This is a genomic window from uncultured Allobosea sp. (genome assembly GCF_945957345.1).
Lineage (GTDB): Bacteria > Pseudomonadota > Alphaproteobacteria > Rhizobiales > Beijerinckiaceae > Allobosea.
On sequence record NZ_CAMFKW010000022.1, the window covers coordinates 21,666 to 43,654 of the forward strand.

At 65.8% G+C, this 21,989-nt stretch carries 21 protein-coding genes; 8 read left to right on the plus strand and 13 right to left on the minus strand.

Annotation, left to right across the window (positions count from 1 at the left end; translation table 11 throughout):
• The first annotated feature begins 14 nt into the window (after positions 1-14).
• Genes mnmG through Q0Q36_RS12640 form a run of 4 tightly spaced genes read left to right on the plus strand, consistent with a single transcriptional unit; the run spans position 15 to position 4,285 of the window.
• Positions 15-1,901: a tRNA uridine-5-carboxymethylaminomethyl(34) synthesis enzyme MnmG gene (gene mnmG / locus Q0Q36_RS12625; RefSeq protein ID WP_293798523.1), complete on the plus strand. Its 1,887-nt coding sequence runs from the start codon at positions 15-17 to the stop codon at positions 1,899-1,901.
• The gene (rsmG, locus tag Q0Q36_RS12630; protein ID WP_293798524.1) at positions 1,898-2,545 is read left to right on the plus strand and encodes a 16S rRNA (guanine(527)-N(7))-methyltransferase RsmG; all 648 of its coding nucleotides are present in this window, start codon (positions 1,898-1,900) and stop codon (positions 2,543-2,545) included. The genes mnmG and rsmG overlap by 4 nt, the downstream gene beginning before the upstream one ends.
• Complete coding sequence (locus Q0Q36_RS12635) at positions 2,542-3,372, plus strand: ParA family protein (protein ID WP_265057030.1); 831 nt, start codon at positions 2,542-2,544, stop codon at positions 3,370-3,372. Before rsmG ends, Q0Q36_RS12635 begins: the two co-directional genes overlap by 4 nt.
• A 31-nt stretch (positions 3,373-3,403) precedes the next feature.
• Positions 3,404-4,285 (plus strand): ParB/RepB/Spo0J family partition protein, encoded by an 882-nt coding sequence (locus tag Q0Q36_RS12640; protein ID WP_293798525.1) that lies wholly within the window; start codon positions 3,404-3,406, stop codon positions 4,283-4,285.
• A 48-nt stretch (positions 4,286-4,333) separates the two neighbouring features.
• On the opposite strand, the gene holA is transcribed toward Q0Q36_RS12640, so the two are convergent.
• Genes holA through leuS form a run of 3 tightly spaced genes read right to left on the minus strand, consistent with a single transcriptional unit; the run spans position 4,334 to position 8,516 of the window.
• Positions 4,334-5,362, minus strand: a complete 1,029-nt coding sequence (gene holA / locus Q0Q36_RS12645) for a DNA polymerase III subunit delta (RefSeq protein ID WP_293798526.1) — start codon at positions 5,360-5,362, stop codon at positions 4,334-4,336.
• A 6-nt stretch (positions 5,363-5,368) separates the two neighbouring features.
• A complete protein-coding gene (locus Q0Q36_RS12650) occupies positions 5,369-5,905 on the minus strand; it encodes a hypothetical protein (RefSeq protein WP_293798527.1) in 537 nt (178 codons plus the stop codon).
• Positions 5,892-8,516: a leucine--tRNA ligase gene (leuS, locus tag Q0Q36_RS12655; protein WP_293798528.1), complete on the minus strand. Its 2,625-nt coding sequence runs from the start codon at positions 8,514-8,516 to the stop codon at positions 5,892-5,894. Before leuS ends, Q0Q36_RS12650 begins: the two co-directional genes overlap by 14 nt.
• 168 nt (positions 8,517-8,684) lie before the next feature.
• Here leuS and Q0Q36_RS12660 point away from each other — a divergent pair, with 168 nt between their 5' ends.
• The gene (locus Q0Q36_RS12660; protein ID WP_293798529.1) at positions 8,685-9,350 is read left to right on the plus strand and encodes a YggS family pyridoxal phosphate-dependent enzyme; all 666 of its coding nucleotides are present in this window, start codon (positions 8,685-8,687) and stop codon (positions 9,348-9,350) included.
• Here Q0Q36_RS12660 and Q0Q36_RS12665 read toward each other — a convergent pair.
• Positions 9,347-9,727: a glyoxalase superfamily protein gene (locus tag Q0Q36_RS12665; RefSeq protein WP_293798530.1), complete on the minus strand. Its 381-nt coding sequence runs from the start codon at positions 9,725-9,727 to the stop codon at positions 9,347-9,349. The genes Q0Q36_RS12660 and Q0Q36_RS12665 overlap by 4 nt on opposite strands.
• Positions 9,728-9,832: 105 nt before the next feature.
• The gene (locus Q0Q36_RS12670; protein ID WP_293798531.1) at positions 9,833-10,399 is read right to left on the minus strand and encodes a L,D-transpeptidase family protein; all 567 of its coding nucleotides are present in this window, start codon (positions 10,397-10,399) and stop codon (positions 9,833-9,835) included.
• 83 nt (positions 10,400-10,482) lie between these two features.
• Between Q0Q36_RS12670 and Q0Q36_RS12675 the strand changes: the two genes are divergently transcribed.
• Together Q0Q36_RS12675 and Q0Q36_RS12680 are read left to right on the plus strand one after the other, a co-directional pair.
• The gene (locus tag Q0Q36_RS12675) at positions 10,483-11,169 is read left to right on the plus strand and encodes a response regulator transcription factor (protein WP_257735408.1); all 687 of its coding nucleotides are present in this window, start codon (positions 10,483-10,485) and stop codon (positions 11,167-11,169) included.
• Positions 11,170-11,172: 3 nt separating this feature from the next.
• Positions 11,173-11,637 carry a cyclic nucleotide-binding domain-containing protein gene (locus Q0Q36_RS12680; protein ID WP_265057022.1) on the plus strand — a complete coding sequence of 155 codons (465 nt, stop codon included), beginning with the start codon at positions 11,173-11,175 and terminating at the stop codon, positions 11,635-11,637.
• A gap of 8 nt (positions 11,638-11,645) precedes the next feature.
• On the opposite strand, the gene Q0Q36_RS12685 is transcribed toward Q0Q36_RS12680, so the two are convergent.
• The 7 genes from Q0Q36_RS12685 to tesB all read right to left on the minus strand — a co-directional run bounded on the left by Q0Q36_RS12685 (position 11,646) and on the right by tesB (position 20,337).
• A complete protein-coding gene (locus Q0Q36_RS12685; protein WP_293798532.1) occupies positions 11,646-12,563 on the minus strand; it encodes an EamA family transporter in 918 nt (305 codons plus the stop codon).
• 116 nt (positions 12,564-12,679) lie between these two features.
• Complete coding sequence (xth, locus tag Q0Q36_RS12690) at positions 12,680-13,495, minus strand: exodeoxyribonuclease III (RefSeq protein ID WP_293798533.1); 816 nt, start codon at positions 13,493-13,495, stop codon at positions 12,680-12,682.
• A gap of 82 nt (positions 13,496-13,577) precedes the next feature.
• Positions 13,578-14,423, minus strand: a complete 846-nt coding sequence (locus tag Q0Q36_RS12695) for an outer membrane lipoprotein carrier protein LolA (RefSeq protein ID WP_293798534.1) — start codon at positions 14,421-14,423, stop codon at positions 13,578-13,580.
• Positions 14,424-14,609: 186 nt separating this feature from the next.
• Positions 14,610-17,183, minus strand: a complete 2,574-nt coding sequence (locus tag Q0Q36_RS12700) for a DNA translocase FtsK (RefSeq protein ID WP_293798571.1) — start codon at positions 17,181-17,183, stop codon at positions 14,610-14,612.
• Between the two features lie 207 nt (positions 17,184-17,390).
• A complete protein-coding gene (locus tag Q0Q36_RS12705; RefSeq protein WP_293798535.1) occupies positions 17,391-18,866 on the minus strand; it encodes an ammonium transporter in 1,476 nt (491 codons plus the stop codon).
• Positions 18,867-18,892: 26 nt separating this feature from the next.
• The gene (locus Q0Q36_RS12710; protein ID WP_293798536.1) at positions 18,893-19,231 is read right to left on the minus strand and encodes a P-II family nitrogen regulator; all 339 of its coding nucleotides are present in this window, start codon (positions 19,229-19,231) and stop codon (positions 18,893-18,895) included.
• A gap of 239 nt (positions 19,232-19,470) precedes the next feature.
• On the minus strand, positions 19,471-20,337 hold the full coding sequence (tesB, locus tag Q0Q36_RS12715; RefSeq protein ID WP_293798537.1) for an acyl-CoA thioesterase II: 867 nt from the start codon (positions 20,335-20,337) through the stop codon (positions 19,471-19,473).
• Between the two features lie 123 nt (positions 20,338-20,460).
• On the opposite strand from tesB, the gene Q0Q36_RS12720 reads away from it, so the two are divergent.
• The gene (locus Q0Q36_RS12720) at positions 20,461-21,711 is read left to right on the plus strand and encodes a ubiquinone biosynthesis hydroxylase (RefSeq protein ID WP_293798538.1); all 1,251 of its coding nucleotides are present in this window, start codon (positions 20,461-20,463) and stop codon (positions 21,709-21,711) included.
• A 64-nt stretch (positions 21,712-21,775) separates the two neighbouring features.
• Here Q0Q36_RS12720 and Q0Q36_RS12725 read toward each other — a convergent pair whose 3' ends face one another.
• Positions 21,776-21,973, minus strand: a complete 198-nt coding sequence (locus Q0Q36_RS12725) for a Trm112 family protein (RefSeq protein WP_265057014.1) — start codon at positions 21,971-21,973, stop codon at positions 21,776-21,778.
• Positions 21,974-21,989: the final 16 nt, after the last annotated feature.

Here is a 21,989-nt window from a genome sequence, read left to right on the forward strand (position 1 = left end):
GCTAGCGAAACCGCATGTCAACTCATCGGCAGCAATATGACGTCATCGTCGTCGGGGGTGGCCATGCCGGGGCCGAAGCGGCCGCGGCCGCGGCGCGCTATGGCGCCCGCACGGCCCTGGTGACGCATAAGCCGGAAACGATCGGCGTCATGTCCTGCAACCCTGCCATCGGTGGTCTGGGCAAGGGCCACCTCGTCCGCGAGATCGACGCGCTCGACGGCATCATGGCGCGGGCGGCCGATCTTGGCGGCATCCAGTTCCGCATGCTCAACCGCCGGAAGGGTCCGGCCGTTCGGGGTCCCCGTGCGCAGGCCGACCGGAAGCTCTACCGGCAGGCCGTGCAAGACCTGTTGGCGGCGCAATCCAATCTCGACATCGTCGCTGGTGAGGTTTTCGACCTGGAGGTTGAAGCCGGCCGCGTTGCCGGCGTGGTTCTGGCGGATGGGCGTCGATTCGTTACCGGAACGGTCGTGCTGACGACCGGCACGTTCCTGCGCGGCCTGATCCATATTGGAGAGAAGCGGATTCCAGCCGGGCGCGTCGACGAGGCGCCTTCCCTTGGCCTTTCGGCGACCCTGGAGCGCCACGACTTTCCGCTCGGGCGCCTGAAGACAGGTACCCCGCCACGTCTCGATGGCCGCAGTATCGATTGGGCCGCACTCGAGATGCAGCCCGGCGACGAGCCGCCGGAGCCTTTCTCCGCGCTCACGACTGCGATTACCAATCCGCAGATTTCCTGCGGGATCACCCGGACCACACTGGCGAGCCATGATCTCATCCGGGCTAATCTGCATCGCGCGCCGATGTTCTCGGGCCAGATCGAAGGTCGCGGGCCGCGCTATTGCCCGTCGATCGAGGACAAGGTTGGGCGTTTCGGCGATCGTGACGGTCACCAGATCTTCCTGGAGCCAGAAGGACTCGACGACGATACGGTGTACCCGAATGGAATTTCGACCTCCCTGCCCGAAGATGTTCAGCTCGACCTGCTCAAGACCATTCCGGGTCTGGAACGGGCAGCGATGCTACGGCCGGGCTATGCGATCGAGTATGATTTCGTCGATCCGCGTGCCCTGAAGAACACTTTGGAGACGCGTGCGATCGCGGGGTTGTTCCTGGCCGGGCAGATCAATGGAACGACCGGCTATGAGGAGGCCGGAGCGCAAGGGCTGCTCGCCGGCTTGAACGCGGCGCGTATGGCCGGCGCGGCTGAAGCTATCGTGTTCGATAGGACGCAATCCTATATCGGTGTTCTCGTGGACGACCTCGTGACGCACGGCGTTACGGAACCGTATCGAATGTTCACTTCACGAGCGGAATTCCGCCTGTCCCTTCGCGTCGACAATGCCGATGAGCGGCTCACGCCGCTTGGCGGCCAGCTCGGCGTCGTCAGGTCGGCGCGTCAGGTGGCTTTCGAAACGCGCAACCAGGATATTTCCGCCCTGCGGGAGACGCTGCACGGTCTCTCGCTCACGCCGCAGCAGGCGCAAGCTGTCGGGCTCCAGCTCAATCATGACGGGCTGCGCCGTAGCGCCTATCAGATCCTGTCCTATCCGGACGTCACGTTCGAGCAACTGGCCGTGGTCTGGCCGGAGCTGAATGAATATGCTGCGCCTGTCGTGGCCCGGGTTACGGCGGACGCTGTCTATTCGGTTTATCTCGACCGGCAGGCGGCCGAGATTCAATCCTATCGCCGTGACCAGTCCCTAAAGGTTCCCGTCGATCTCGATCTCGACGCGATCTCTGGTCTGTCCAACGAACTGAAGCTCAAGCTGGCCGCCCAGCGTCCGGCCGATCTGGCCCAAGCCGGTCGGATCGAAGGCATGACGCCAGCGGCCCTGACTTTGCTGGCGGCTCATGCCCGGAAGAGCCGCGCGGCCGCATTATCCACAGGATCGACGTGACTGTTGATAAGAATGACCGTCAGCGCGCTTTGAGCTTGACGCCTGTTTCACGTGAAACAGAGGAGCGCCTCGCCCTTTTGGTCACGGAACTCGGGCGATGGCAGGCGGCGAAGAACCTCGTCTCCTCGGCCACGCTCGCCGATGTCTGGACGCGGCATATCGCGGATTCTCTCCAGATTTTCGGCCTCGGGGAAGGGCGCGAGCGCTGGCTCGATCTCGGTTCGGGCGGCGGCTTTCCAGGGCTGGTGATTGGCATCTGCCTGGCCGAGCAGGGCAAAGGCCAGATCGATCTGGTCGAGAGCAACGCGCGGAAATGCGCTTTCCTGCGTCATGCCGCCCGGGTGACCGGAGCTCCGGTGAAGGTTCATGCGGCTCGTATCGAAGATGTGATCGGCGATTTCACCGGCAAGGTCGATGTGGTGACGGCTCGCGCGCTGGCTCCCCTGCCCCGATTGCTCGATTGGTGCGAAGAGCTGTTGAGAACCGGTACGCTTGGGCTCTTTCCCAAGGGACAACATCTAGATGCGGAATTGACCGACTCGGCCAGATATTGGAAGATTCAGGCGACAACGGTTTCCTCCGTGACTGATGACGCCGCGCGAATCCTAATGGTGCGCTCGGCCGAGAGACGAGCCGATCCATGACTGAGCTCACATCCGTGACGACACCGCGCCGCCCGCGCGTGATCGCGCTCGCAAACCAGAAGGGCGGCGTCGGCAAGACGACGACGGCGATCAATCTCGGGACGGCGCTGGCTGCCATCGGCGAGAAGGTGTTGATCGTCGATCTCGATCCGCAGGGCAACGCTTCGACCGGGCTCGGCGTCGATCGACGCAGCCGCAAGTCCTCGACCTATGACGTGCTCTGCGGCGATGTCGGGTTGGGGCAGGCCCTCCAAGCCACTGCTGTCCCCGGCCTGTCACTGGCGCCCTCGACGCTCGATCTGCTCGGGGTCGAACTGGAGATTGCCTCGGCCAAGGATCGCGCGCACCGGCTGAAGAGCGCGATCGACGAGCTGGTCTATGACCAGCGTTGTCAGGATTTGACCTATATCCTGATCGACTGTCCGCCTTCCCTCAGCTTGATTACAATCAATGCGATGACCGCGGCGGATGCCGTTCTGGTGCCCCTGCAATGCGAGTTCTTCGCCCTCGAAGGTCTCAGTCAGCTTCTGAAGACCGTCGAGCAGGTGAAGGCCGGCCTCAATCCCCGCCTAATCATTCAGGGCGTGGTGCTGACGATGTTCGATCCGCGCAACAACCTGTCCGGCCAGGTGATGGCGGATGTGAAGAGCTTCCTCGGTGACAAGGTCTACGAGACCGTGATCCCCCGCAACGTCCGGATCTCCGAGGCGCCGTCCTATGGCAAGCCGGCGCTGCTCTACGATCTGCGCTGCTCGGGATCGCAGGCCTATCTGCGATTGGCTTCGGAAGTGATCAAGCGCGAGCGCGCGCTGCGCGCCGCGGCTTAAGAACAAGTTCAAGAGGTTGATGAGGATGGCAATGGCCGAAGAACAGGGGCGTTCCCGCCTTGGCCGCGGTCTCGCGGCACTGATCGGCGATGTCGGCGACGAGATCGGCGCGATCGAGCGCGCGCGCGGCCAACGCCGCGTTCCCGTCGAGTTCCTGCGTCCGAGCGCGCGCAATCCGCGCCGTAATTTCGTCGAGGAGGATCTCGAAGATCTGACGACCTCGATCCGTGAACGGGGTATCCTGCAGCCGATCATCGTTCGTTCCATTCCCGGAATGATGGACGCCTACGAGATCATCGCCGGTGAGCGTCGCTGGCGTGCGGCCCAGCGCGCCGAATTGCATGACGTTCCGGTCATTCTGGTCGAGGCAGATGATCGCGAGGCGCTCGAGATCGCCATCGTCGAGAACGTGCAGCGCACGGATCTCAATGCGATCGAGGAGGCCGCGGGTTATGAGCGGCTGATTGCAGAATTCGGCTATACGCAGAACGACCTGGCGCGTGTCATCGGCAAGAGCCGCAGCCATGTCGCCAATACGCTGCGCCTGTCGAAGCTGCCGGAACCGGTGCGGAAGCTGGTCAGCGAGGGCGCAGTTTCGGCCGGCCATGCGCGCGCGCTCCTGTCCGTTTCGGATCCGGAATTCATGGCGCAGAAGATCATCGACGAGGGTCTGAGCGTTCGCGATATCGAGCGGATCGTGCAGGACGAGGCGCGTGGCGAGATCAAGAGTGCCGCGCCGAGCAAGCCGAAAGCAGTGAAGGACCCGGACACGCGGGCTCTGGAAAAGGCGCTGGAAGAGGCGCTCGGCCTGTCCATCTCGATCGGACACAAGGCGAATGGTTCGGGTGAGGTCAAGATCGGCTACAAGACGCTCGAGCAGCTCGATGCGCTCTGCCACCGCCTGAAGTCCTGACCCTGGGCATTTCGAGTCACCTCAGACCTTGAAGCTGGGCCGTCGCGATTAATCGCTTCGGCCGGCGCGTCCAAGCCGGGCCAGAGTCCAGAGGGCGCGGGTCGCGATGGCCCGGCCCATATCGGCGTTCTGCCGCGTCGCCAGAACGGCATTGCCGAGCAGGGCGACAGCTTCGCTCAGTTTGGCGCTGGACCAGGCGTTCAGCGCCGCCTCCGTCGTCGCGATGCGCGGATAGGGCAGGCGCATCGTCGCAACGACGTCCCTGACGCCGCGGCCGGAATCCATGCTTTGGCGCGCTTTCAAGAGCGAGAGAGCTTGTCGCAGTACGGCGCCGAGCATCACGCCGGGGTCGAGGCCTTCGCTGCTGAGCTTGGCCTGGGCGAGATCGACGACCGGCAGCTTTCCCGCGAAGACGGCATCGACGAGCATGGCTTGCTCGCGCTGGGCCGTATCGCCGACGACAGCATCGACATGCTCGACCTGGACTGCCGGATCTGTGCCGACATAAAGCAGCAGCTTCTCGATCTCGCGGCGCGAGGTCTGTCGATCGCCGCCGAGCAGACCGGCGAGGTGATCACGCGTCACCCGGTCGATCGATTTGCCGGCGGCGCGGACCATTTCGTCGATGATCGCGCCGAGATCGCGCGCCGCGTCGCCATAACAGGGCACGGCCAGGGCCGTCTTCGCCTTCTCGCAGGCGGTGCGGATGGGATTACTGCGTTGGAGGTCGCCAGCCTCGATGATGACGAGCGCGTCCTGCGACGGCGTCGTCAGCAAGGGTTCCAGAGCGGCGAGCAACGGCTTCGAGGTCGGGGAGACCCGGATGGCCCGCCGGCCGCCGAAAAGGCCGATCGTGTTGGCCTCGTCGGCGAGCTTGAGCGGATCTGAGGCGATGGCGTCGCCGTCCATGCGGATGAGCTGGAACGCATCCTGGGGATCGTCGACGCTGGCCCGCGCAAGCCCGGCCGCCCGTTCCGAGACCAAGCCGGCATCGGGGCCGTAAATCAGGATCAGCCGCCAGGCGGGATCGAGTCGTGCAAGCGTCCGCTCGGCCTCGTGCGCCTTGATCGCAACCATGGCGCGTCAGGAGGTGATGTCGGCGGCGATCTGCCCCTTGACGATGGTGGCGAGGTTCTTCGCGGCGCTGACCTGCGCACCGCGCGCGGCTCGCACGGTGGCGAAGCGCTGCGAGGACCGCTCATAGGGAACGCGCACGGAGTTCGTGCCGGAGGCGAGGACCTTGTTTGTGCCGTTCTGGGTAAGCTTCCAGGTGATCGTCGCGACGAGAACGGCCGAATCGGCGCGAGCGCTGGCGTAGTCCACCGTGACGACCTCGACCGATTCGGACACGGCGGCCTCGAGCTTCGAGGTTCTCGCGGCATCCGGGTCGCCGCTGCCGTCGAGCTCATAGACAAGCTCGTTGCGGAAATAATGGCCGATGAGGCCTTTGATCTCCGGGACTTCGATACCGCGTAGCGCCGTCTTGACGCTGCTGCCGCCCACCGTGCTGATGGTGGCGTCGGAATAGAGCGGCTGGAAGCAGCCGCCGGCAAGCGCCGCGGCCGTCAGTACGGCGGCGAGCAGGCTGCGGCGGGAGAGAGCGGCTTCAGACGACGACATTCACGATTCTCCCGGGAACCACGATGATCTTGCGGATCGGGCGGCCTTCGAGGGCGCGTTGGACGGCCTCGTTGGCGCGTACGACCGCTTCCACTGCTATCGTATCCGCATCCGCTGCCACCGTCACTTCCGCCCGCTTCTTGCCGTTGATCTGGACGGGCAGCGTGATGCTGTCATCCTTCAGAAGCGTGGGATCAACTTCCGGCCAGGACGCCTCGCCGGCTAGGCCCTGCTGGCGCAGCGCATGCCAGCATTCCTCGGCCAGATGCGGCATCATCGGCGCTACAAGCTGGGTGACGATCGTGGCGGCCTCAAGGAGCGCGAAGGCGATGTCGGCATCGAGCTTGGGCTTCTCAGCCGCGCCGTCGAGCGCCTTACCGATGGCGTTGGTGAGCGTATAGATATGCGCGACGCAGCGGTTGAAGGCGAGGCGTTCGATATCGGCGCCGACAGCGTCGAGCGCGCGATGGCTCGCCTTGCGCAGGGTCAGGGCGGCTTCGCCGATCTGAGCGGGCTTCTCGGCCTTGCCCCCGGTGCGCTCGGCGATTTCCGCGACCAGGCGCCAGAGGCGCTGGACGAAGCGGGCTGCGCCCTGCACGCCCTCGTCGGTCCAGATCACGTCGCGATCCGGCGGCGAATCCGAGAGCATGAACCAGCGGGCGGTGTCGGCACCATAGGAGGCGATGATGTCGTCGGGGTCCACGACGTTCTTCTTGGACTTCGACATCTTTTCGATCGAGCCGATCTCGATCGGCGCGCCGGTGTCGACATCGAAGCCGCGCCGCTCAGTGCCGGAGACCTCGATGCGGACATTGCCCGGCTCGACCCAGTCGCCATTGGCGGCGCGATAGGTCTCGTGCACGACCATGCCTTGCGTGAACAGACCGGCAAAAGGCTCGTCCAGCCCGGCATGGCCGGTCTTCTTCATCGCGCGGGTGAAGAAGCGCGAATAGAGCAGGTGCAGAATCGCATGCTCGACGCCACCGATATACTGGTCGACCGGCAGGAAGCGGTCGACGGCCTTGCGGTCGGTCGGGCTCTCGGTCCGCCACGGATCGGTGAAGCGCGCGAAATACCAGGACGAATCGACGAAGGTGTCCATCGTGTCCGTCTCGCGACGGGCATCCTTACCGCATTGCGGGCAGGCGACATGCTTCCAGGTCGGATGATGATCGAGCGGGTTGCCCGGCTTCTCGAAGGAGACGTCGTCCGGCAGCTTCACCGGCAGATCGCCATCCGGAACCGGCACCGTTCCGCACGCGGAACAATGGATGACCGGGATCGGGCAGCCCCAGTAGCGCTGGCGCGAGATGCCCCAGTCGCGCAGGCGGAAATTGACCTTGCGCTGGCCGACCGGGCGGTTGCCGATGGTCTCGGTTTCGAGCCTGCGGGCGACCTCTTCCTTGGCTTCCGCGATGCTCAGACCGTCGAGGAAGCGGGAATTGATCATGCGTCCGTCGCCGTCATAGGCCGTGTCGGTGATGACGAAGCTCGCGGGGTCGGTGCCTTCAGGCGCGACGACCGGGGTATTGCCCAGGCCATATTTGTTGACGAAATCGAGGTCGCGCTGGTCATGCGCCGGGCAGCCGAAAATGGCGCCGGTACCGTATTCCATCAGGACGAAGTTCGCGACATAGACCGGCAACGTCCAGTTCGGATCGAGCGGATGGATAGCGCGCAGGCCGGTGTCGAAGCCGAGCTTCTCGGCCTTGTCGATCGCTTCCTGCGCGGTGCCGGTGCGCTTGCACTCCTCGATGAAGGCCTGCAGCGACGGGCTCTTCGCCGCAATCGACTTGGCGATCGGGTGATCGGGCGCGATGGCGACGAACTTGGCACCGAACAAGGTGTCGGGGCGGGTCGTGTAGACCTCAACCTCATCCTGCCCGGCCCCATTCGATTCGAGAGCGAAACGAACCAGCAGGCCTTCCGAGCGGCCGATCCAGTTCTTCTGCATCAGCCGGACCTTTTCGGGCCAGCGGGTCAGGCCGTCGAGCGCGTCGTTCAGCTCCTGGCCGTAATCGGTGATCTTGAAGAACCACTGGGTCAGTTCGCGTATCTCGACCAGGGCACCGGAGCGCCAGCCGCGGCCGTCGATAACCTGCTCGTTGGCCAGCACGGTCTCGTCGACCGGGTCCCAGTTGACCTTGGCGGTCTTGCGATCGACCAGCCCGGCTTTCAGGAAGTCCAGGAACATCTTCTGCTGGTGGCGATAATAGCCGGGGTCGCAGGTTGCGAGCTCACGGCTCCAGTCGAGCGACAGGCCCATCGACTTGAGCTGCTTGCGCATCGTCGCGATGTTCTCATAGGTCCATTCGCGCGGATGGACCTTCTTCTGCTTGGCCGCATTCTCGGCCGGCAGGCCGAAGGCGTCCCAGCCCATCGGGTGCAGCACCGAAAAGCCCTTGGCGCGCTTGTAGCGCGCGACCACGTCGCCCATCGCGTAGTTGCGGACATGGCCCATATGGATGCGCCCCGACGGATAGGGGAACATCTCGAGGACGTAATAGCTCGGCCGTGTGTCGTCGTTCCTCGTCTCGAAAAGCTTGCGCTCCTCCCAGACGGTGCGCCATTTCGGCTCGGACTCTTTCGGATTGTAGCGTTCGACGGCCATGTCAGCGGGCAATTCTCTGAGCGGACGAAATCTGGCGTTTGCCGGCTCCCGGAGGCAGGCCGGCGCAGGGGTTGGATGCAAAAACCGGATGTCGGAATCTTGCAACCTGCTCTAGGACACCATTGCGCGCACGCGGTCAACGGCGCGCAGGGCATGAGAGGTTGGCAGATGAGCGATACGGTTACGCGTTTGGCTGCGATTCGGACGGCGATTGGCCGCGCCGAGCGCGATTTCGGGCGCAGGCCGGGCTCAGTGGCGTTGGTCGCGGTGTCCAAGACCAAGCCGGCCGAGCAGATCGCGGAAGTGCTCGAAGCCGGACAGCGCATCTTTGGCGAGAACTATGTCCAGGAAGCCAAGGCGAAATGGCCGGCGCTGAAGGAACGTTTTCCCGATGCCGAGCTGCATATGATCGGCCCGCTGCAGTCGAACAAGGCGCGAGAGGCGGTCGAGCTCTTCGACGTCATCCAGTCGCTCGACCGCGAGAGCCTGGCCAAGGAGCTGGCGCGCGAGATCGCGCGGATGGGCAAGGCCCCGCGGCTGTTCGTGCAGGTCAATACCGGCGAGGAAGCGCAAAAGGGCGGCGTGCTGCCGGCCGAGACGGACGCCTTCATCGCCCGCTGTCGCGATGTTCACGGTCTCGCGATCGAGGGGCTGATGTGCATTCCGCCGGCCGATGAGCCGCCCTCGCCGCATTTCGGCCTGCTCGCCAAGATCGCCGCCCGCAACGGGCTCAAAGGCCTGTCGATGGGCATGAGCGCCGATTACGAGGCGGCGATCCAGCTTGGCGCGACCTATGTGCGCGTCGGCAGCGCGATCTTTGGGGCGCGGGGCTAGGCCTTCAGGGGCTCGCCGACATCGATGCGGTTGCCGTCGGGATCCTCGAAAACGAAGGCGCGCAGGCCGTAATCCTTGTCGCGCAGGCCCTTGACGATGCGCAGGCCACGCTCGCGGATCACGGCGTGTACCGCGTCGATATCCTCGACCATCATATGCGCGACGTTGAAATCCGCCGCCTTGTGGCCGGGCTGGAGCGTCAGGTGCAGTTCGGCCGAGTCGCGCTTCAGGATCATGAAGCCGACGGGATTGCCGTTCTCGAAGGTTTTCCGGAAGCCGAGCGCGCCGACATAGAAATTGCAGGCGCGGGCCATGTCGGTGACGGGCAGCATGGCGGCGATCCGCCCGAAGCGGAACGCGGAAACCGAATCAGTCATCGCAAATCTCTGGCTGGGATGGCGCCGCGTCGCGGGACGGTGCCCGGGAGCGCGACAGCTTGATCCGAAGATATGATCGAGACGGTGCCCGGCACCTCTCCTAGCTCACCTCACCACGATCCGGCAATGGCGGGCCAGACGCGGCAGCAGCTTGGCGAAGACATGGCCCTCCACGGCGACGCAGCCGGCTGTCGGCGTGAAGCCGGCGCGGGCGAGGTGCCAGAAGATCGCACTGCCGCGCCCGCGCTGCACGGGGCGGTCGTTCCAGCCGAGCTCGACGATCACGTCATAGAGATGGTCCTCACGCTGCAGCCGTTCCTCGGCTTCGCCCGGCGGGCGATCGATCAGGCGGTTGTAGCGTCGATCCTTCTGGTCGTCGCACCAGGCGTCGCGCGGCCCGATCCGCTTCAGGGGCAGCAAGGTGCGCGGGCGCGGCAGGCGATCGGCTCGGTAGAAGACGCTGCGCAAGGGCAGGTCGAAGCGCGGTGTGCGGCCGTCGCCCTCGCGTTTGACGGTGCCGATGCCGGAGCGCCCGAGTGCGCAAGGGAATACCGCGCCACCGGCGACGAGGAAGCCCTTGCGGCGGTCATGGACCGAGGCGAAGACGCGCAGGGCGGTGAGATTGCGCGGTCCGCCATGTGGCGCGGCCGGGTGATCGAAGCGGTTTCTCACGGGAATTCCAGGCGGCCTCACTTGCGATGACGACTCAGCAGGCTCATGTTGCCGCAATCCCTGCGTCCGAGCGAACCCCGCCCATGTCCGCCGTCCATCATATCCTGCTCGTCGATGACGACCAGACCCTGCGCGACACGCTGTCCGAGCAGCTCTCCCTTTACGAGGAGTTCCGTCTATCGACGGCCGACACCGCGACGGCGGCGATCAAGGCCGTTCAGGGCGACCGGGTCGACCTCGCCGTCATGGATGTCGGCTTGCCCGACATGGACGGGCGCGAGGCCGTCAAGGTGATGCGCAAGAACGGCTTCAAGAGCCCAGTGGTGATGCTGACGGCGCAAGGTTCGGATGCCGATACCGTGCTCGGGCTCGAGGCCGGGGCCAACGACTACGTGGTCAAGCCGTTCAAGTTCGCCGTGCTGCTGGCGCGCATCCGCGCGCACTTGAGGCAATACGAGGCGAGCGAGGACGCGATCTTTCAGGTCGGCCCTTATACGTTTCACCCAGGTTCCAAGCTGCTCGTCAGCGAGAAGGGCTCGAAGACCAAGCTCACCGAGAAGGAGACCGCCATCCTGCGCTTCCTCTATCGCGCCGGCCGCAAGCCGATCGCGCGGGAGGTGCTTCTGCAGGAGGTCTGGGGCTATAACAGCCAGGTGACGACCCATACGCTCGAAACCCATATCTACCGGCTGCGCCAGAAGATCGAGCCCGACCCGGGCAATGCCCGCCTGCTGGTTACCGATGCCGGCGGTTACCGGCTGAATCCCTGACGGATGGCGCTCGACGAAGACATGGCCCTGCTGGCCCGGCAGCCGCTGCTGAGCCTGATGGATCGCGATGCGCTCAGATTGCTCGCCTTCGCGGCCGAAAGCCGCATCCTGCGCGCCGGCGACGTGCTGTTCCGGGCCGGCGAGCCTTCGGATGGCGCGGTGCTGGTGGTGTCCGGCGCGGTTGCGCTGACGGTACAGGATGACGGCAAGCCTGCGACCGAGATCATCGGACCCGGCGCGATGATCGGCGAGTTGGCCCTGTTCACCTCGGTTCCGCGCCAGGTCACCGCGATCGCGCGCGAGCCGACGCAGGTGATGCGCTTACCGCGCAGCGTGATGCGGCGCGTGCTCGGCGAATCACCCGATTCGGCCGAGGCGATTGCTGCCGCGATCGGTGCGCGGTTGCAGGGCTTCGTCGGCGAGCTCTCGGCGGTGCAGGACGCGCTGAACGCGATCGACCGGAAGTAGGGAGTCGTTCAGGACGAGGGCGGGTGCCTTGCGGCCCGAATCGCGGCGAAGCGCGGCCACAGGATGTTGATGCACAGGCCGGACATCACGACCCCTGCCGCAACGAATTTCCAGACCGGCAGGGGTTCGCCAAGCCAGATCGCCGCGGCGCCCATGCCGAAGACCGGGACGAGCAGCGCCGTTGGCGCCACGGTGGCGGCGGCATAGCGCGAGAGCAGCCAGCCCCAGACGGCATAGCCGAACATCACATTGCCTACAGCTTGCCAGATCGCGGCGGCCCAGGCGGCTGCGGGGGCCGTGGCGAGACCCGCGCGAATCGCCGGCCAGCCTTCGATCGCCCAGGACAGGGCGAGCAGCGGCGGAATGGCAAAGAGGCTGGTCCAGACGACATAGGCAAGCATGTCGACCTTGGGGGTGCTGCGCGACACGATATTGCCGGCTGCCCAGCAAAAGGCGGCACCAAGTACGAGGACGATGCCGAGCGGTGTGGTCGAGCCATCGCTGTGCCAGAGAATGACGCCGATGCCGATGCCGGCCAGCGCAAGCCCGGCGAACTGGAAGGGCTGCACGCGTTCATGCGTGATCGCGGCCGCCAGCAGTATGGTGAAGAAGGGCTGCGACTGCACCACGAGTGAGGCGAGGCCCGGCGCGATGTAGCCCTTGATGGCGAAGAAGAGCAGGCCGAACTGGCCGGCACCGATTAGCACGCCATAGGCAGCGAGCTTGCTCCAGGGCGCGTCCGGGCGTTTCAGGAAGAAGACCGCTGGCAGGAGCGCGAAGGTGAAGCGCAGCGCGGCAAAGAGCAGCGGCGGGAAATGCTCGACCCCGATATGGATGACGACGAAATTGGTGCCCCATACGATCATCACCGCCAGCGTGAGGAGAGCGTCGCGGAACGAGAGGGAGGTGGGGAGAGCGGGCTGCACGGGACTGGCTTCGCCTTAGGTTTCGCGAAGCCAATATCATGCGGGCCGGCCTGCCGGTTAGGGCGGCCCGGCATGGCTGAGGGGCCGGTGCGGCATGGAGCCCAGCTCGGCCTCCGTCAGAGTTCCAGCGTCACGGTGACAGGGACATGGTCGGAGGGGCGCTCCCAGCCGCGGGCCTCGCGCAGGAAGGTCAGGTCGCGCAAGGCCGGCTTCAACTCGTCTGAGAGCCAGATATGGTCGAGCCGGCGGCCTTTGTTCGAGGCCGCCCAGTCCTGCGCGCGGTAGCTCCACCAGGAATAGAGCTTTTCAGGCTCCGGCCGCAGTGTGCGGGCCGCGTCGGTCCAGCCGAGCTCGCTGCGCAGCTTCTCCAAGGTGGTCGTCTCGATCGGCGTGTGGCTGACGACGTCGAGAAGCTGCTTGTGGCTCCAGACATCATGTTCCAGCGGGGCGATGTTGAGATCGCCGAGCAGGATCGCCGGCCGGTCGGTGGGTTTCTTCGAGACGCCCCAGGCGCCGATCTCGTCGAGGAAGGCGAGCTTATGGGCGAATTTGTCGTTCTTCTCGGGGTCCGGCAGGTCGCCCCCGGCCGGGATATAAAAATTATGGATGGCGATGCCGGCGGCGGGGCCGGCCGCCTTGTCGAGCGTCACCGTCATGTGCCGGGCGTCGTTGCGGCCGCACATCGACATCGCCTCCTTCTCGCTGAAGGGCAATTTCGAGACGATGGCGACGCCGTTATAGCCCTTCTGCCCGATGAAGGCCTGGTGGACATAGCCGAGCTGGTGGAAGGCCTTGGCCGGGAACTGCTCGTCCGGCGTCTTGGTCTCCTGCAGGCAGAGCACGTCGGGGGCGTGGGTGGTCAGGAATTCCCCGACCATGCCGATGCGCAGGCGGACGGAATTGATATTCCAGCTGGTGACGGTGAGTTGCACGCGAGGATTCCGGCGGGGAGGAGGCCGGAAACTGGGTCGTCAGGCTACAAAAGGCAAGCCGTTTTCGGCTTGCCTGATGGCGTCATAGTTTGCGCTGGTAGTCGATCACGAAATTCTGCGGATCGGGCCGGCGGCGGGTATCGAGATTGTAGAGCGAGATCGCGGTCTCGTAACCCTGCGGATCGACCACGACCCATTGCCGGAGTTCGTTGGCGACGAGATCGAATTTCAGCGTGATCTTTGAGGTGCCGCCGAGCGTCGAGCGGTCCTCCAGCCGGACCGTGAGCAGGTCGCCGTCGACGCTGGCGCCCTTGAGCGTGCCCTCGCGCGCCAGGTCCATCTTGTCGCGGACGAGGAATTTCAGCGGCGTCTGGCCGATCGAATAAAGGTCCTGCGTCGCCAGGCGCTTGTCGCGGATGGCGACGGAGGTGCCGTCCGCGATCACTTCCGTGGTCGTCGGAGGCTCGTATTCGAAGCGCATCTTACCGGGGCGCTGGATATAGATGCGGCCCTCAAGGCGCCGTCCATTGGAGGCGTGCTGGATGAAGTTGCCCTGCAGGGTCTGGAAGCTGTTGAGATAGGCGTTCAGCCGCTCGACGGCCTCCTCCTGGGTCGCAGGAGGGGCTTGCTTGCCCCTGGCGGGCGCAGCTGCCGGCTTCGCCGCCTCGGTCGCCGGTACGGCAGCAGCGGGAGCGTTCGTCGCCACTGGCTGGACGGGAGTGGCTTCCGTTGCGGCGCTGCGGGTTTCGCCGAGCCCCGCCGGCCGCGGCGGCGGCAGGACAAGCCGCGGCGCGGGCTTGGTGGCTGCAGGCTTCGGCGGCTGAAGCTGGAGCGGCTGGGCAGCGAGCGGACCGGCCGCGATCATGCAGCCAGCAAGCGCCGTCGCCAGAACCGAAGCCCGCACGGCCGGGGTCAATTTGTCGAGCAAGGCTGCTCCATTCCTTATGCCGCGGCCGTTCCTGCCGGGCCTAGAGATCGCTGACGCGAGGGATCGGGCCATTCGCGATCCGGTCTTTCCGCTTCAACGCCTGTTCTGCCGCGGAGGTTGCAGCAGCGTCATGGCAATTTGAGGACTGCCGCCCTCGCCCGCAAGGGCGCGCTGTTGTCGCAAGCCTCATTCGTCGTGCTGATTCTGGCTCTCCACCAGGATCTCTCTTTTCCCTGCGTGGTTAGCTGGCCCGACGATGCCCTCGTTCTCCATGCGCTCCATGATGGATGCGGCGCGGTTGTAGCCGATCTGGAGGCGGCGCTGGATATAGGAGGTCGAGGCCTTCTTGTCGCGCAGAACGACCGCAACCGCCTGCTCGTAGGGGTCGTCCGAGTCGGTCTGGCCCATGCCGGTCTTGTCGAAGACGGCGCCGTCCTCGTCCTCCGCGCCCTCGTCCTCCTCGGAGGTGACGGCGTCGAGATATTGCGGCCGGCCCTGCGTCTTCAGGTGCGCCACGACCTTCTCGACCTCGGCGTCCGAGACGAAGGGGCCGTGGACGCGGGTGATGCGCCCGCCGCCGGCCATGTAGAGCATGTCGCCCTGGCCGAGCAGCTGCTCGGCGCCCATCTCGCCGAGGATCGTGCGCGAGTCGATCTTCGACGTCACCTGGAAGGAGATGCGGGTCGGGAAGTTCGCCTTGATCGTGCCGGTGATGACGTCGACCGAGGGCCTTTGGGTGGCCAGCACGACATGGATGCCGGCGGCGCGCGCCATCTGGGCGAGGCGCTGGATCGTGCCCTCGATCTCCTTGCCGGCGACCATCATCAGGTCGGCCATCTCGTCGACGATGACGACGATATAGGGCAGAGGCTCGAGGTCCATGACCTCCTCCTCGTAGATCGCCTCGCCGGAATGCTTGTCGAAGCCGGTCTGGACGGTGCGCGTGATCACCTCGCCGGCCGCCTTGGCCTCGCCGACCCTTGCATTGAAGCCGTCGATGTTGCGCACCGAGAGCTTCGACATCTTCTTGTAGCGCTCCTCCATCTCGCGCACCGCCCATTTGAGGGCGACGACCGCCTTCTTGGGATCGGTGACGACGGGGGTGAGCAGATGCGGGATGCCGTCATAGACGGAGAGCTCCAGCATCTTGGGATCGACCATGATCAGGCGGCACTCCTCCGGCTTCAGCCGGTAGAGGATCGACAGGATCATGGTGTTGATCGCGACCGACTTGCCCGATCCGGTGGTGCCGGCGACGAGCAGATGCGGCATGCGGGCGAGGTCGGCGATGACCGGCTCGCCGCCGATGGTCTTGCCGAGGCAGAGCGCGAGCTTGTGCTTGGTCGCCTCGAAATCCTGGCTGGCGAGGAGCTCGCGCAGGAAGACGGTCTCGCGGCGGGTGTTGGGCAGTTCGATACCGATCGCGTTCTTGCCCTGAACCACCGCAACACGCGCCGACACCGCGCTCATCGAACGCGCGATGTCGTCGGCGAGGGAGATGACGCGGGAGGATTTCGTGCCGGGAGCCGGCTCCAGCTCGTAGAGCGTCACGACAGGGCCGGGGCGCACCTGCGAGATTTCGCCGCGAACGCCGAAATCCTCGAGCACGCCTTCGAGCAGCGTGGCGTTCTGCTCCAGCGCGTCGGTCGAGACGGCGTTGGCCGCGACCTTCTTCGGCTCGGCCAGATAGGTCAGCGGCGGCAGTTCGAACGTATCGCGGTCGAGCAGCGAGGGCTGAGCCTCGCGCTGCATACGCTTGCCGGGCTTCGGTGCGGCGCGCGGCATGGTCACGCGCGGGGCATTGAGATCGCGAACGTCCTGCGGTTCGTCATCGAGATCGAAGGGCGCATCGTAATCGTCGGAGGCTCGATTCGGCCCCGTAACGGAGCGGGCGCCTGGCAGCGGCCCCGGATCGAAATCGGGCAGGCTGTGACGGCCGGCCGGGGCCTCGCCGAATTGCGGCTCGCGGCGGACGCGGCTGCTGTCGCGCGTCGGAATGACGCCGGTATCGACCGCGGGCTCCGGCGGATGCGGCAGGCGGCGCAGGATCGCGGCGCGCAGGGCCATCGCACCATGGGCGAGCCAGCCGATCAGGATGACTGCGATGCCGGGCTCATCGTCGCGGCGCTCCTCGCCATCGGACCAGCTGTCCTCGGCCTCGTCGCTGTCGAGGGCCGGATCCTCGTCGGTGACGAAGCCGAAGCCGGCGGCGGCGGTGACTGCGAGAATGGCGATGCCGGCATAGAGGAAGCCGACGAGGCTGCCGACCGCGCTGCCGGCGATGCCCGCGATATTGCGCGTGCCGAACAGCAGGCCGTCGCCGATCACGCCGCCCATGCCGGTGGGCAGGGGCCAGCGCGGCGTTGCGGGGAGCGCGCTGGCGACGGCGGCTGTCGCGGCGACGCCGACGACCCAGAGGCCGAGCTTGAGGGCACCGCGGTCGAAGATGTGGAAGCGGACGAGCCTCAGCGCCCAGATCACCGGCGGGAAGAGCAGGGCGATGACGCCGAGACCGATCAGCTGCATCAGCAGGTCGGCGACCATGGCGCCGGGGCGGCCGAGCCAGTTACGGACGGCGCCGCTGGTGGCGTTGTTGAGGCTGGGATCATCGACCGACCAGCTGGCCAGCGCGATGGAAATCGCGACCATCAGCGCGACGAGGCCGAGGCCGCTGAGCTCCGAGGCGCGACGCGACAGGAACTCGCGCACCGGGTCTGGCAAGCGGTCCATGAGCGATTGGGAGCGGCGGATCGTGCGCATGCGGTTTCGGGTCTTGTCCAGACTGTCGGGCCGCACCATTCCGGCCATCCGCAGAAGGTTAGGAAGCCGAGGTTAAGACCCGCTTAACCTTGCCGGGCGGCGCTCCGTCATTCTCGGTTTCCAGCCCGAAGATAAGGAGCAAGGCGCATAAAAAAGACCCCGGCATCGCTGCCGGGGCCGAGGTATCCGCTGGGAGCGGCGGGAGGATCAGCTGTGATAGGCGCGCTCGCCGTGCTCGGCGATGTCGAGGCCTTCGCGCTCCTGATCGGTAGTGACGCGCAGGCCGACGATCACGTCGACGATCTTGTAGAGGATCGCCGAGCCGACGCCGCTGAACACGATCGTGAACAGCACTGCTTTGACTTGCGACATGACGGCGGGGCCGAACTCGTAGGCGCCGACCGCAAGCTCGCCGGGCTTGCTGGAATAGTCGGGGATGCCGGCGCCGCCGAGCGCGGTGTTGACGAGGATGCCGGTCGCGATCGCGCCGATGATGCCGCCGACGCAGTGGATGCCGAAGACATCGAGCGAATCATCGTAGCCGAGCGCGTTCTTCACGGTCGTGCAGAACACGAAGCAGACGACGCCGACGACGAGGCCAAGCACGATCGAGCCCATCGGCCCGGCGAAGCCGGCGGCCGGCGTGACGGCGACGAGGCCGGCGACCGCGCCCGAGACCATGCCGAGCATCGAGGGCTTGCCCTTGACCGCCCATTCCACGAAGAGCCAACCCAGCGCCGCCGCCGCGGTCGCGACGAAGGTGTTGATCATGGCGAGCGCGGCGGTGCCGTTGGCCTCGAGGTTGGAGCCGGCATTGAAGCCGAACCAGCCGACCCAGAGGAGGGCTGCGCCGATCAGCGTCATGGTCAGCGAGTGCGGCGCCATCAATTCCTTGCCGAAGCCGACGCGCTTGCCGATCAGGATACAGCCGACGAGGCCGGCGATGCCCGCGTTGATATGGACGACCGTGCCGCCGGCGAAATCGAGCGCGCCCCACTTGAAGAGCATGCCGGCATCGGCGTTTACGGCGTCGAGCGCGGATTGCGCGGCAGCCTTGCCGCCGGCACCGGCCTCGGCGAGCGCCTTGGCAGCGTTGCCGACTGCGTCAGGTCCGCCCCAGTACCAGACCATGTGGGCCATCGGGAAATAGATGAGCGTGACCCAGAGCACGGTGAAGAGCAGCAGGGCCGAGAACTTCATCCGCTCCGCGAAGGCCCCGACGATCAGCGCCGGCGTGATGCAGGCGAAGGTCATCTGGAAGCAGACATAGACGAATTCGGGGATGTAGACGCCGTTCGAAAAGGTGCCGGCGACGGTGGTGGCGTCGACGCCCTTCAGGAAGGCCTTGGAGAAGCCGCCAACGAAGTCGTTGAGGCCGCCGCCATTGGTGAAGGCGAGCGAGTAGCCATAGGCGACCCAGAGGATGCAGACGACGCTGACGATGGCGAAGACCTGGGTCAGCACGGAGAGCATGTTCTTGGAGCGGACGAGGCCGCCGTAGAACAGGGCGAGGCCGGGCACGGTCATGAGCAGGACGAGGATCGTCGAGCTCATCATGAAGGCGACGTCGCCCTTGTTGGGCACGGGCGGGGTGGCGGGAGCCTGGGCCAGCGCGACGCCGGCCGTGAGAGCCACCAGCGCGAGGCCCGTCACTCCGGCCCGCAGGGAAGTCCTGAAATTCATCGTCGAAAACTCCTGGAGGGTCGGGCTCAGAGGGCGTCGGCGTCGGTTTCGCCGGTGCGGATGCGCACGGCCTTCTCGATCGACGAGACGAAGATCTTGCCGTCGCCGATCTGGCCGGTGCGGGCGGCGGCTGTGATCGTCTCGATCACCCGGTCGACGAGCTCGTTGGAGACCGCGACCTCGATCTTGATCTTGGGCAGGAAGCTCACGGCATATTCGGCGCCGCGGTAGATTTCCGTATGACCCTTCTGACGGCCGTAGCCCTTCACCTCGGTCACGGTCAGGCCGTGGACGCCGACGGCGGTGAGCCCGTCGCGCACCTCCTCCAGCTTGAACGGCTTGATGATCGCCATCACGATTTTCATGTGCTGGGTTTCCCCGTCTGCGCCGCCCGGCCGTCAGCCTCGGCGATCTCGTTGCACCTCTCGCGCCTGCGGGACCGCAGTTGCGTCGCAACATGCAATTCAAGGGACGTGCCAACGCGCGCCGGGCGCGGCAAAGCCGCTTCCAGAGGCGAATCACGTGGGGAGACACGAAAGGGGCAGGCAGATTTGCCTAAGAATCAGGCGATCGTCTGAATTCTACGCAACTGCCCAGAATTCGATCAGCCACGATCAGGGCGCGGTCGAATCAGACCTTCCTGCGCGACGGAGGCGACGAGATGCCCTTCCCGGTCGAAGATGAGGCCGCGCGAAAAGCCGCGGGCGCCGGAGGTCGAGGGGCTGTCCTGAGAATAGAGCAGCCATTCGTCTGCCCGGAACGGGCGGTGGAACCATAGGGCATGGTCGAGGCTCGCGGCCTGGATCTTCTGGTCGAAGACCGTCGCGCCATGAGCGATGAGGCTGGAATCGAGCAGGAGCAGATCGGAGGCATAGGCCAGCACGCTCTGGTGGAAGGCGGGATCGCTCGGCAGCGGCTCCATCGCCCGGATCCAGACGTTGAATTTCGGCTCCAGGCTGCCGCCGCCACGATAGCGTTCAAGCTCGACGGGGCGGATCTCGATTGGCCGCTTGCGCTGGTAGAAGGTCTGAAGCGGATCGGGCAGGTGTGAGAGGAAGGTCTTGGCCATTTCCTCGCGATCCGGCAGCTCTTCGGGCATCGGCACCTTCGGCATCGGCATCTGGTGCTCGTAGCCGGGCTCGTCGACATGAAAGGAGGCCGACATGGCGAAGATCGCCTCGCCCTTCTGGATGGCCAAGACGCGCCGCGTCGTGAAGGAGCGACCGTCGCGCAGGCGGTCGACCTCGTAGACGATCGGCACTTCGGGATCGCCCGGCAGCAGGAAATAGGCATGCAGCGAGTGCGGCTGCCGGCCCTCGACCGTCTTGCAGGCGGCATAGAGCGATTGCGCGATCACCTGCCCGCCGAAGACGCGCGGCCAGGTCGATTTCGGGCTGCGACCCCGGAACAGGTTGCGCTCGAGCGGCTCGAGGTCGAGAATCGCCGTCAGGGAGGCGCTGATCTGTGACATGGTCGGCGGCATCGCGGTCAGGTTGACGGAGCGGCCGGCGGCCCGCACAGGGACAGCCGGCTTCGTCTGGCATCAGCACCGAGGCATCCCTTGGCGTCAAGTCGACGCGGAGAGAAGGACGAGATGGCTATCGAAGAAGGTGGCAGCGCCATGCGCATCGTCATCGCCGGCGGCGGCATTGCCGGGTTGGCGCTGGCGCTGGCGCTGAAGCAGGGGCTGGGAACGGATTTCTCGGTGATCCTGGCCGATCCGGCGCTGGCAGCCACGCCCCGCGCCGATAACCGCGCCTATGCGGTCGCGGCCGGCGGCCGGGCGATGCTGAAGACGCTCGGGATCTGGGATGCGATTGCGCATACCGCCCAGCCGATGCTGGAGATGATCGTCTCGGACAGCCGCACCGAGGATGCGGTCCGCCCGGTCTTCCTGACCTTTGACGGTGAGGTCGAGCCCGGCGAACCTTTCGCCCATATGGTCGAGAATGCGGCCCTGATCGCGGCGCTGAAAGCAGCTTGCGAAGGCGCCGGCGTCGAATTGCGTAGCACCGGCGTGCGGCGTTTCGTGGCTGGGGATGCGTCGATCGAGCTGGTTTTTGGCGACGGAACGCGCTGTGCGGCGACCCTGCTGGTCGCGGCCGATGGGGCCCGCTCGAAATTGCGCGAGCAGGCCGGGATCGGCTGGGTCGGCTGGGATTATGGCCAATCCGGCATCGTCGCGACGATCGGTCATGAGCGGCCGCATGACGGCCGGGCGGTCGAGCATTTCCTGCCGTCGGGACCCTTCGCGATCCTGCCGCTGGCCGATGGCGGGACGCTCGGACACCGCTCCTCGATCGTCTGGACGGAGCGGACGGAGAATGTCGAACCTCTGCTTTCGCTCGATTCCCAGGACATGCTGGCCGAGATCGAGCGGCGTTTCGGGCTCGAACTCAGCGAGATCGCGCTCGAAAGCGCCGTGAGCGCGCATCCGCTCGGCTTCGGCGTGGCGCGGCGCTTCGTCGGCGAGCGGCTCGCCCTGCTGGGCGATGCCGCGCATCTGATCCACCCCATCGCCGGGCAGGGACTCAATCTGGGCCTCAAGGATGTCGCGGCGCTGGCGGAAGCGATCGTCGACGCGGCGCGGCTGGGACTCGATCCCGGTTCGGCCGATGTTCTGGAGGATTACGAGAAGGCGCGGCGCTTCGACACGGTCGCGATGGGTGCCGTGACTGACGGACTGAACCGGCTGTTCTCGAACGATGCGACGCCGCTCAGGCTGGCGCGCGATCTTGGCCTGGGAATCGTCGATCGAATGCCCGGACTGAAGCGCTTCTTCATCCGTGAGGCGGCAGGCGTCGCCGGCGCGCCGCCGCGACTGTTGAGAGGCGAGGCGCTTTAGGCGCCTCTCTCGGCCCGAGCCTCTCGGGTCATTGCTACGCAACGCCCGAGAATGACGCGCTGTCTCAATCCTCCAGCTGCCGCGCCTCTTCCGGCAGCATGATCGGGATGCCGTCGCGGATCGGATAGGCCAGCTTCGCGGGGCGGCTGATCAATTCCTGCCTCGCCGCGTCGTATTCCAGCGTCGCCTTGGTCAGCGGGCAGACCAGGATTTCGAGCAGCTTGGGGTCGATGCGGGTGGTCATGTCGGCTTCGCCGGTCATCGGTCTTTCCGTTCAA

Coding starts and splice junctions, on each gene's coding strand:
- Q0Q36_RS12675 (WP_257735408.1), top strand. CDS start 10,483: ATGTCCGCCGTCCATCATATCCTGCTCGTCGATGACGACCAGACCCTG.
- Q0Q36_RS12680 (WP_265057022.1), top strand. CDS start 11,173: ATGGCGCTCGACGAAGACATGGCCCTGCTGGCCCGGCAGCCGCTGCTG.
- Q0Q36_RS12720 (WP_293798538.1), top strand. CDS start 20,461: ATGGCTATCGAAGAAGGTGGCAGCGCCATGCGCATCGTCATCGCCGGC.
- tesB (WP_293798537.1), bottom strand. CDS start 20,337: ATGTCACAGATCAGCGCCTCCCTGACGGCGATTCTCGACCTCGAGCCG.
- Q0Q36_RS12635 (WP_265057030.1), top strand. CDS start 2,542: ATGACTGAGCTCACATCCGTGACGACACCGCGCCGCCCGCGCGTGATC.
- Q0Q36_RS12700 (WP_293798571.1), bottom strand. CDS start 17,183: ATGCGCACGATCCGCCGCTCCCAATCGCTCATGGACCGCTTGCCAGAC.
- Q0Q36_RS12650 (WP_293798527.1), bottom strand. CDS start 5,905: ATGTCGTCGTCTGAAGCCGCTCTCTCCCGCCGCAGCCTGCTCGCCGCC.
- Q0Q36_RS12725 (WP_265057014.1), bottom strand. CDS start 21,973: ATGACCGGCGAAGCCGACATGACCACCCGCATCGACCCCAAGCTGCTC.
- mnmG (WP_293798523.1), top strand. CDS start 15: ATGTCAACTCATCGGCAGCAATATGACGTCATCGTCGTCGGGGGTGGC.
- Q0Q36_RS12660 (WP_293798529.1), top strand. CDS start 8,685: ATGAGCGATACGGTTACGCGTTTGGCTGCGATTCGGACGGCGATTGGC.
- leuS (WP_293798528.1), bottom strand. CDS start 8,516: ATGGCCGTCGAACGCTACAATCCGAAAGAGTCCGAGCCGAAATGGCGC.
- Q0Q36_RS12710 (WP_293798536.1), bottom strand. CDS start 19,231: ATGAAAATCGTGATGGCGATCATCAAGCCGTTCAAGCTGGAGGAGGTG.
- Q0Q36_RS12705 (WP_293798535.1), bottom strand. CDS start 18,866: ATGAATTTCAGGACTTCCCTGCGGGCCGGAGTGACGGGCCTCGCGCTG.
- Q0Q36_RS12640 (WP_293798525.1), top strand. CDS start 3,404: ATGGCCGAAGAACAGGGGCGTTCCCGCCTTGGCCGCGGTCTCGCGGCA.
- Q0Q36_RS12665 (WP_293798530.1), bottom strand. CDS start 9,727: ATGACTGATTCGGTTTCCGCGTTCCGCTTCGGGCGGATCGCCGCCATG.
- holA (WP_293798526.1), bottom strand. CDS start 5,362: ATGGTTGCGATCAAGGCGCACGAGGCCGAGCGGACGCTTGCACGACTC.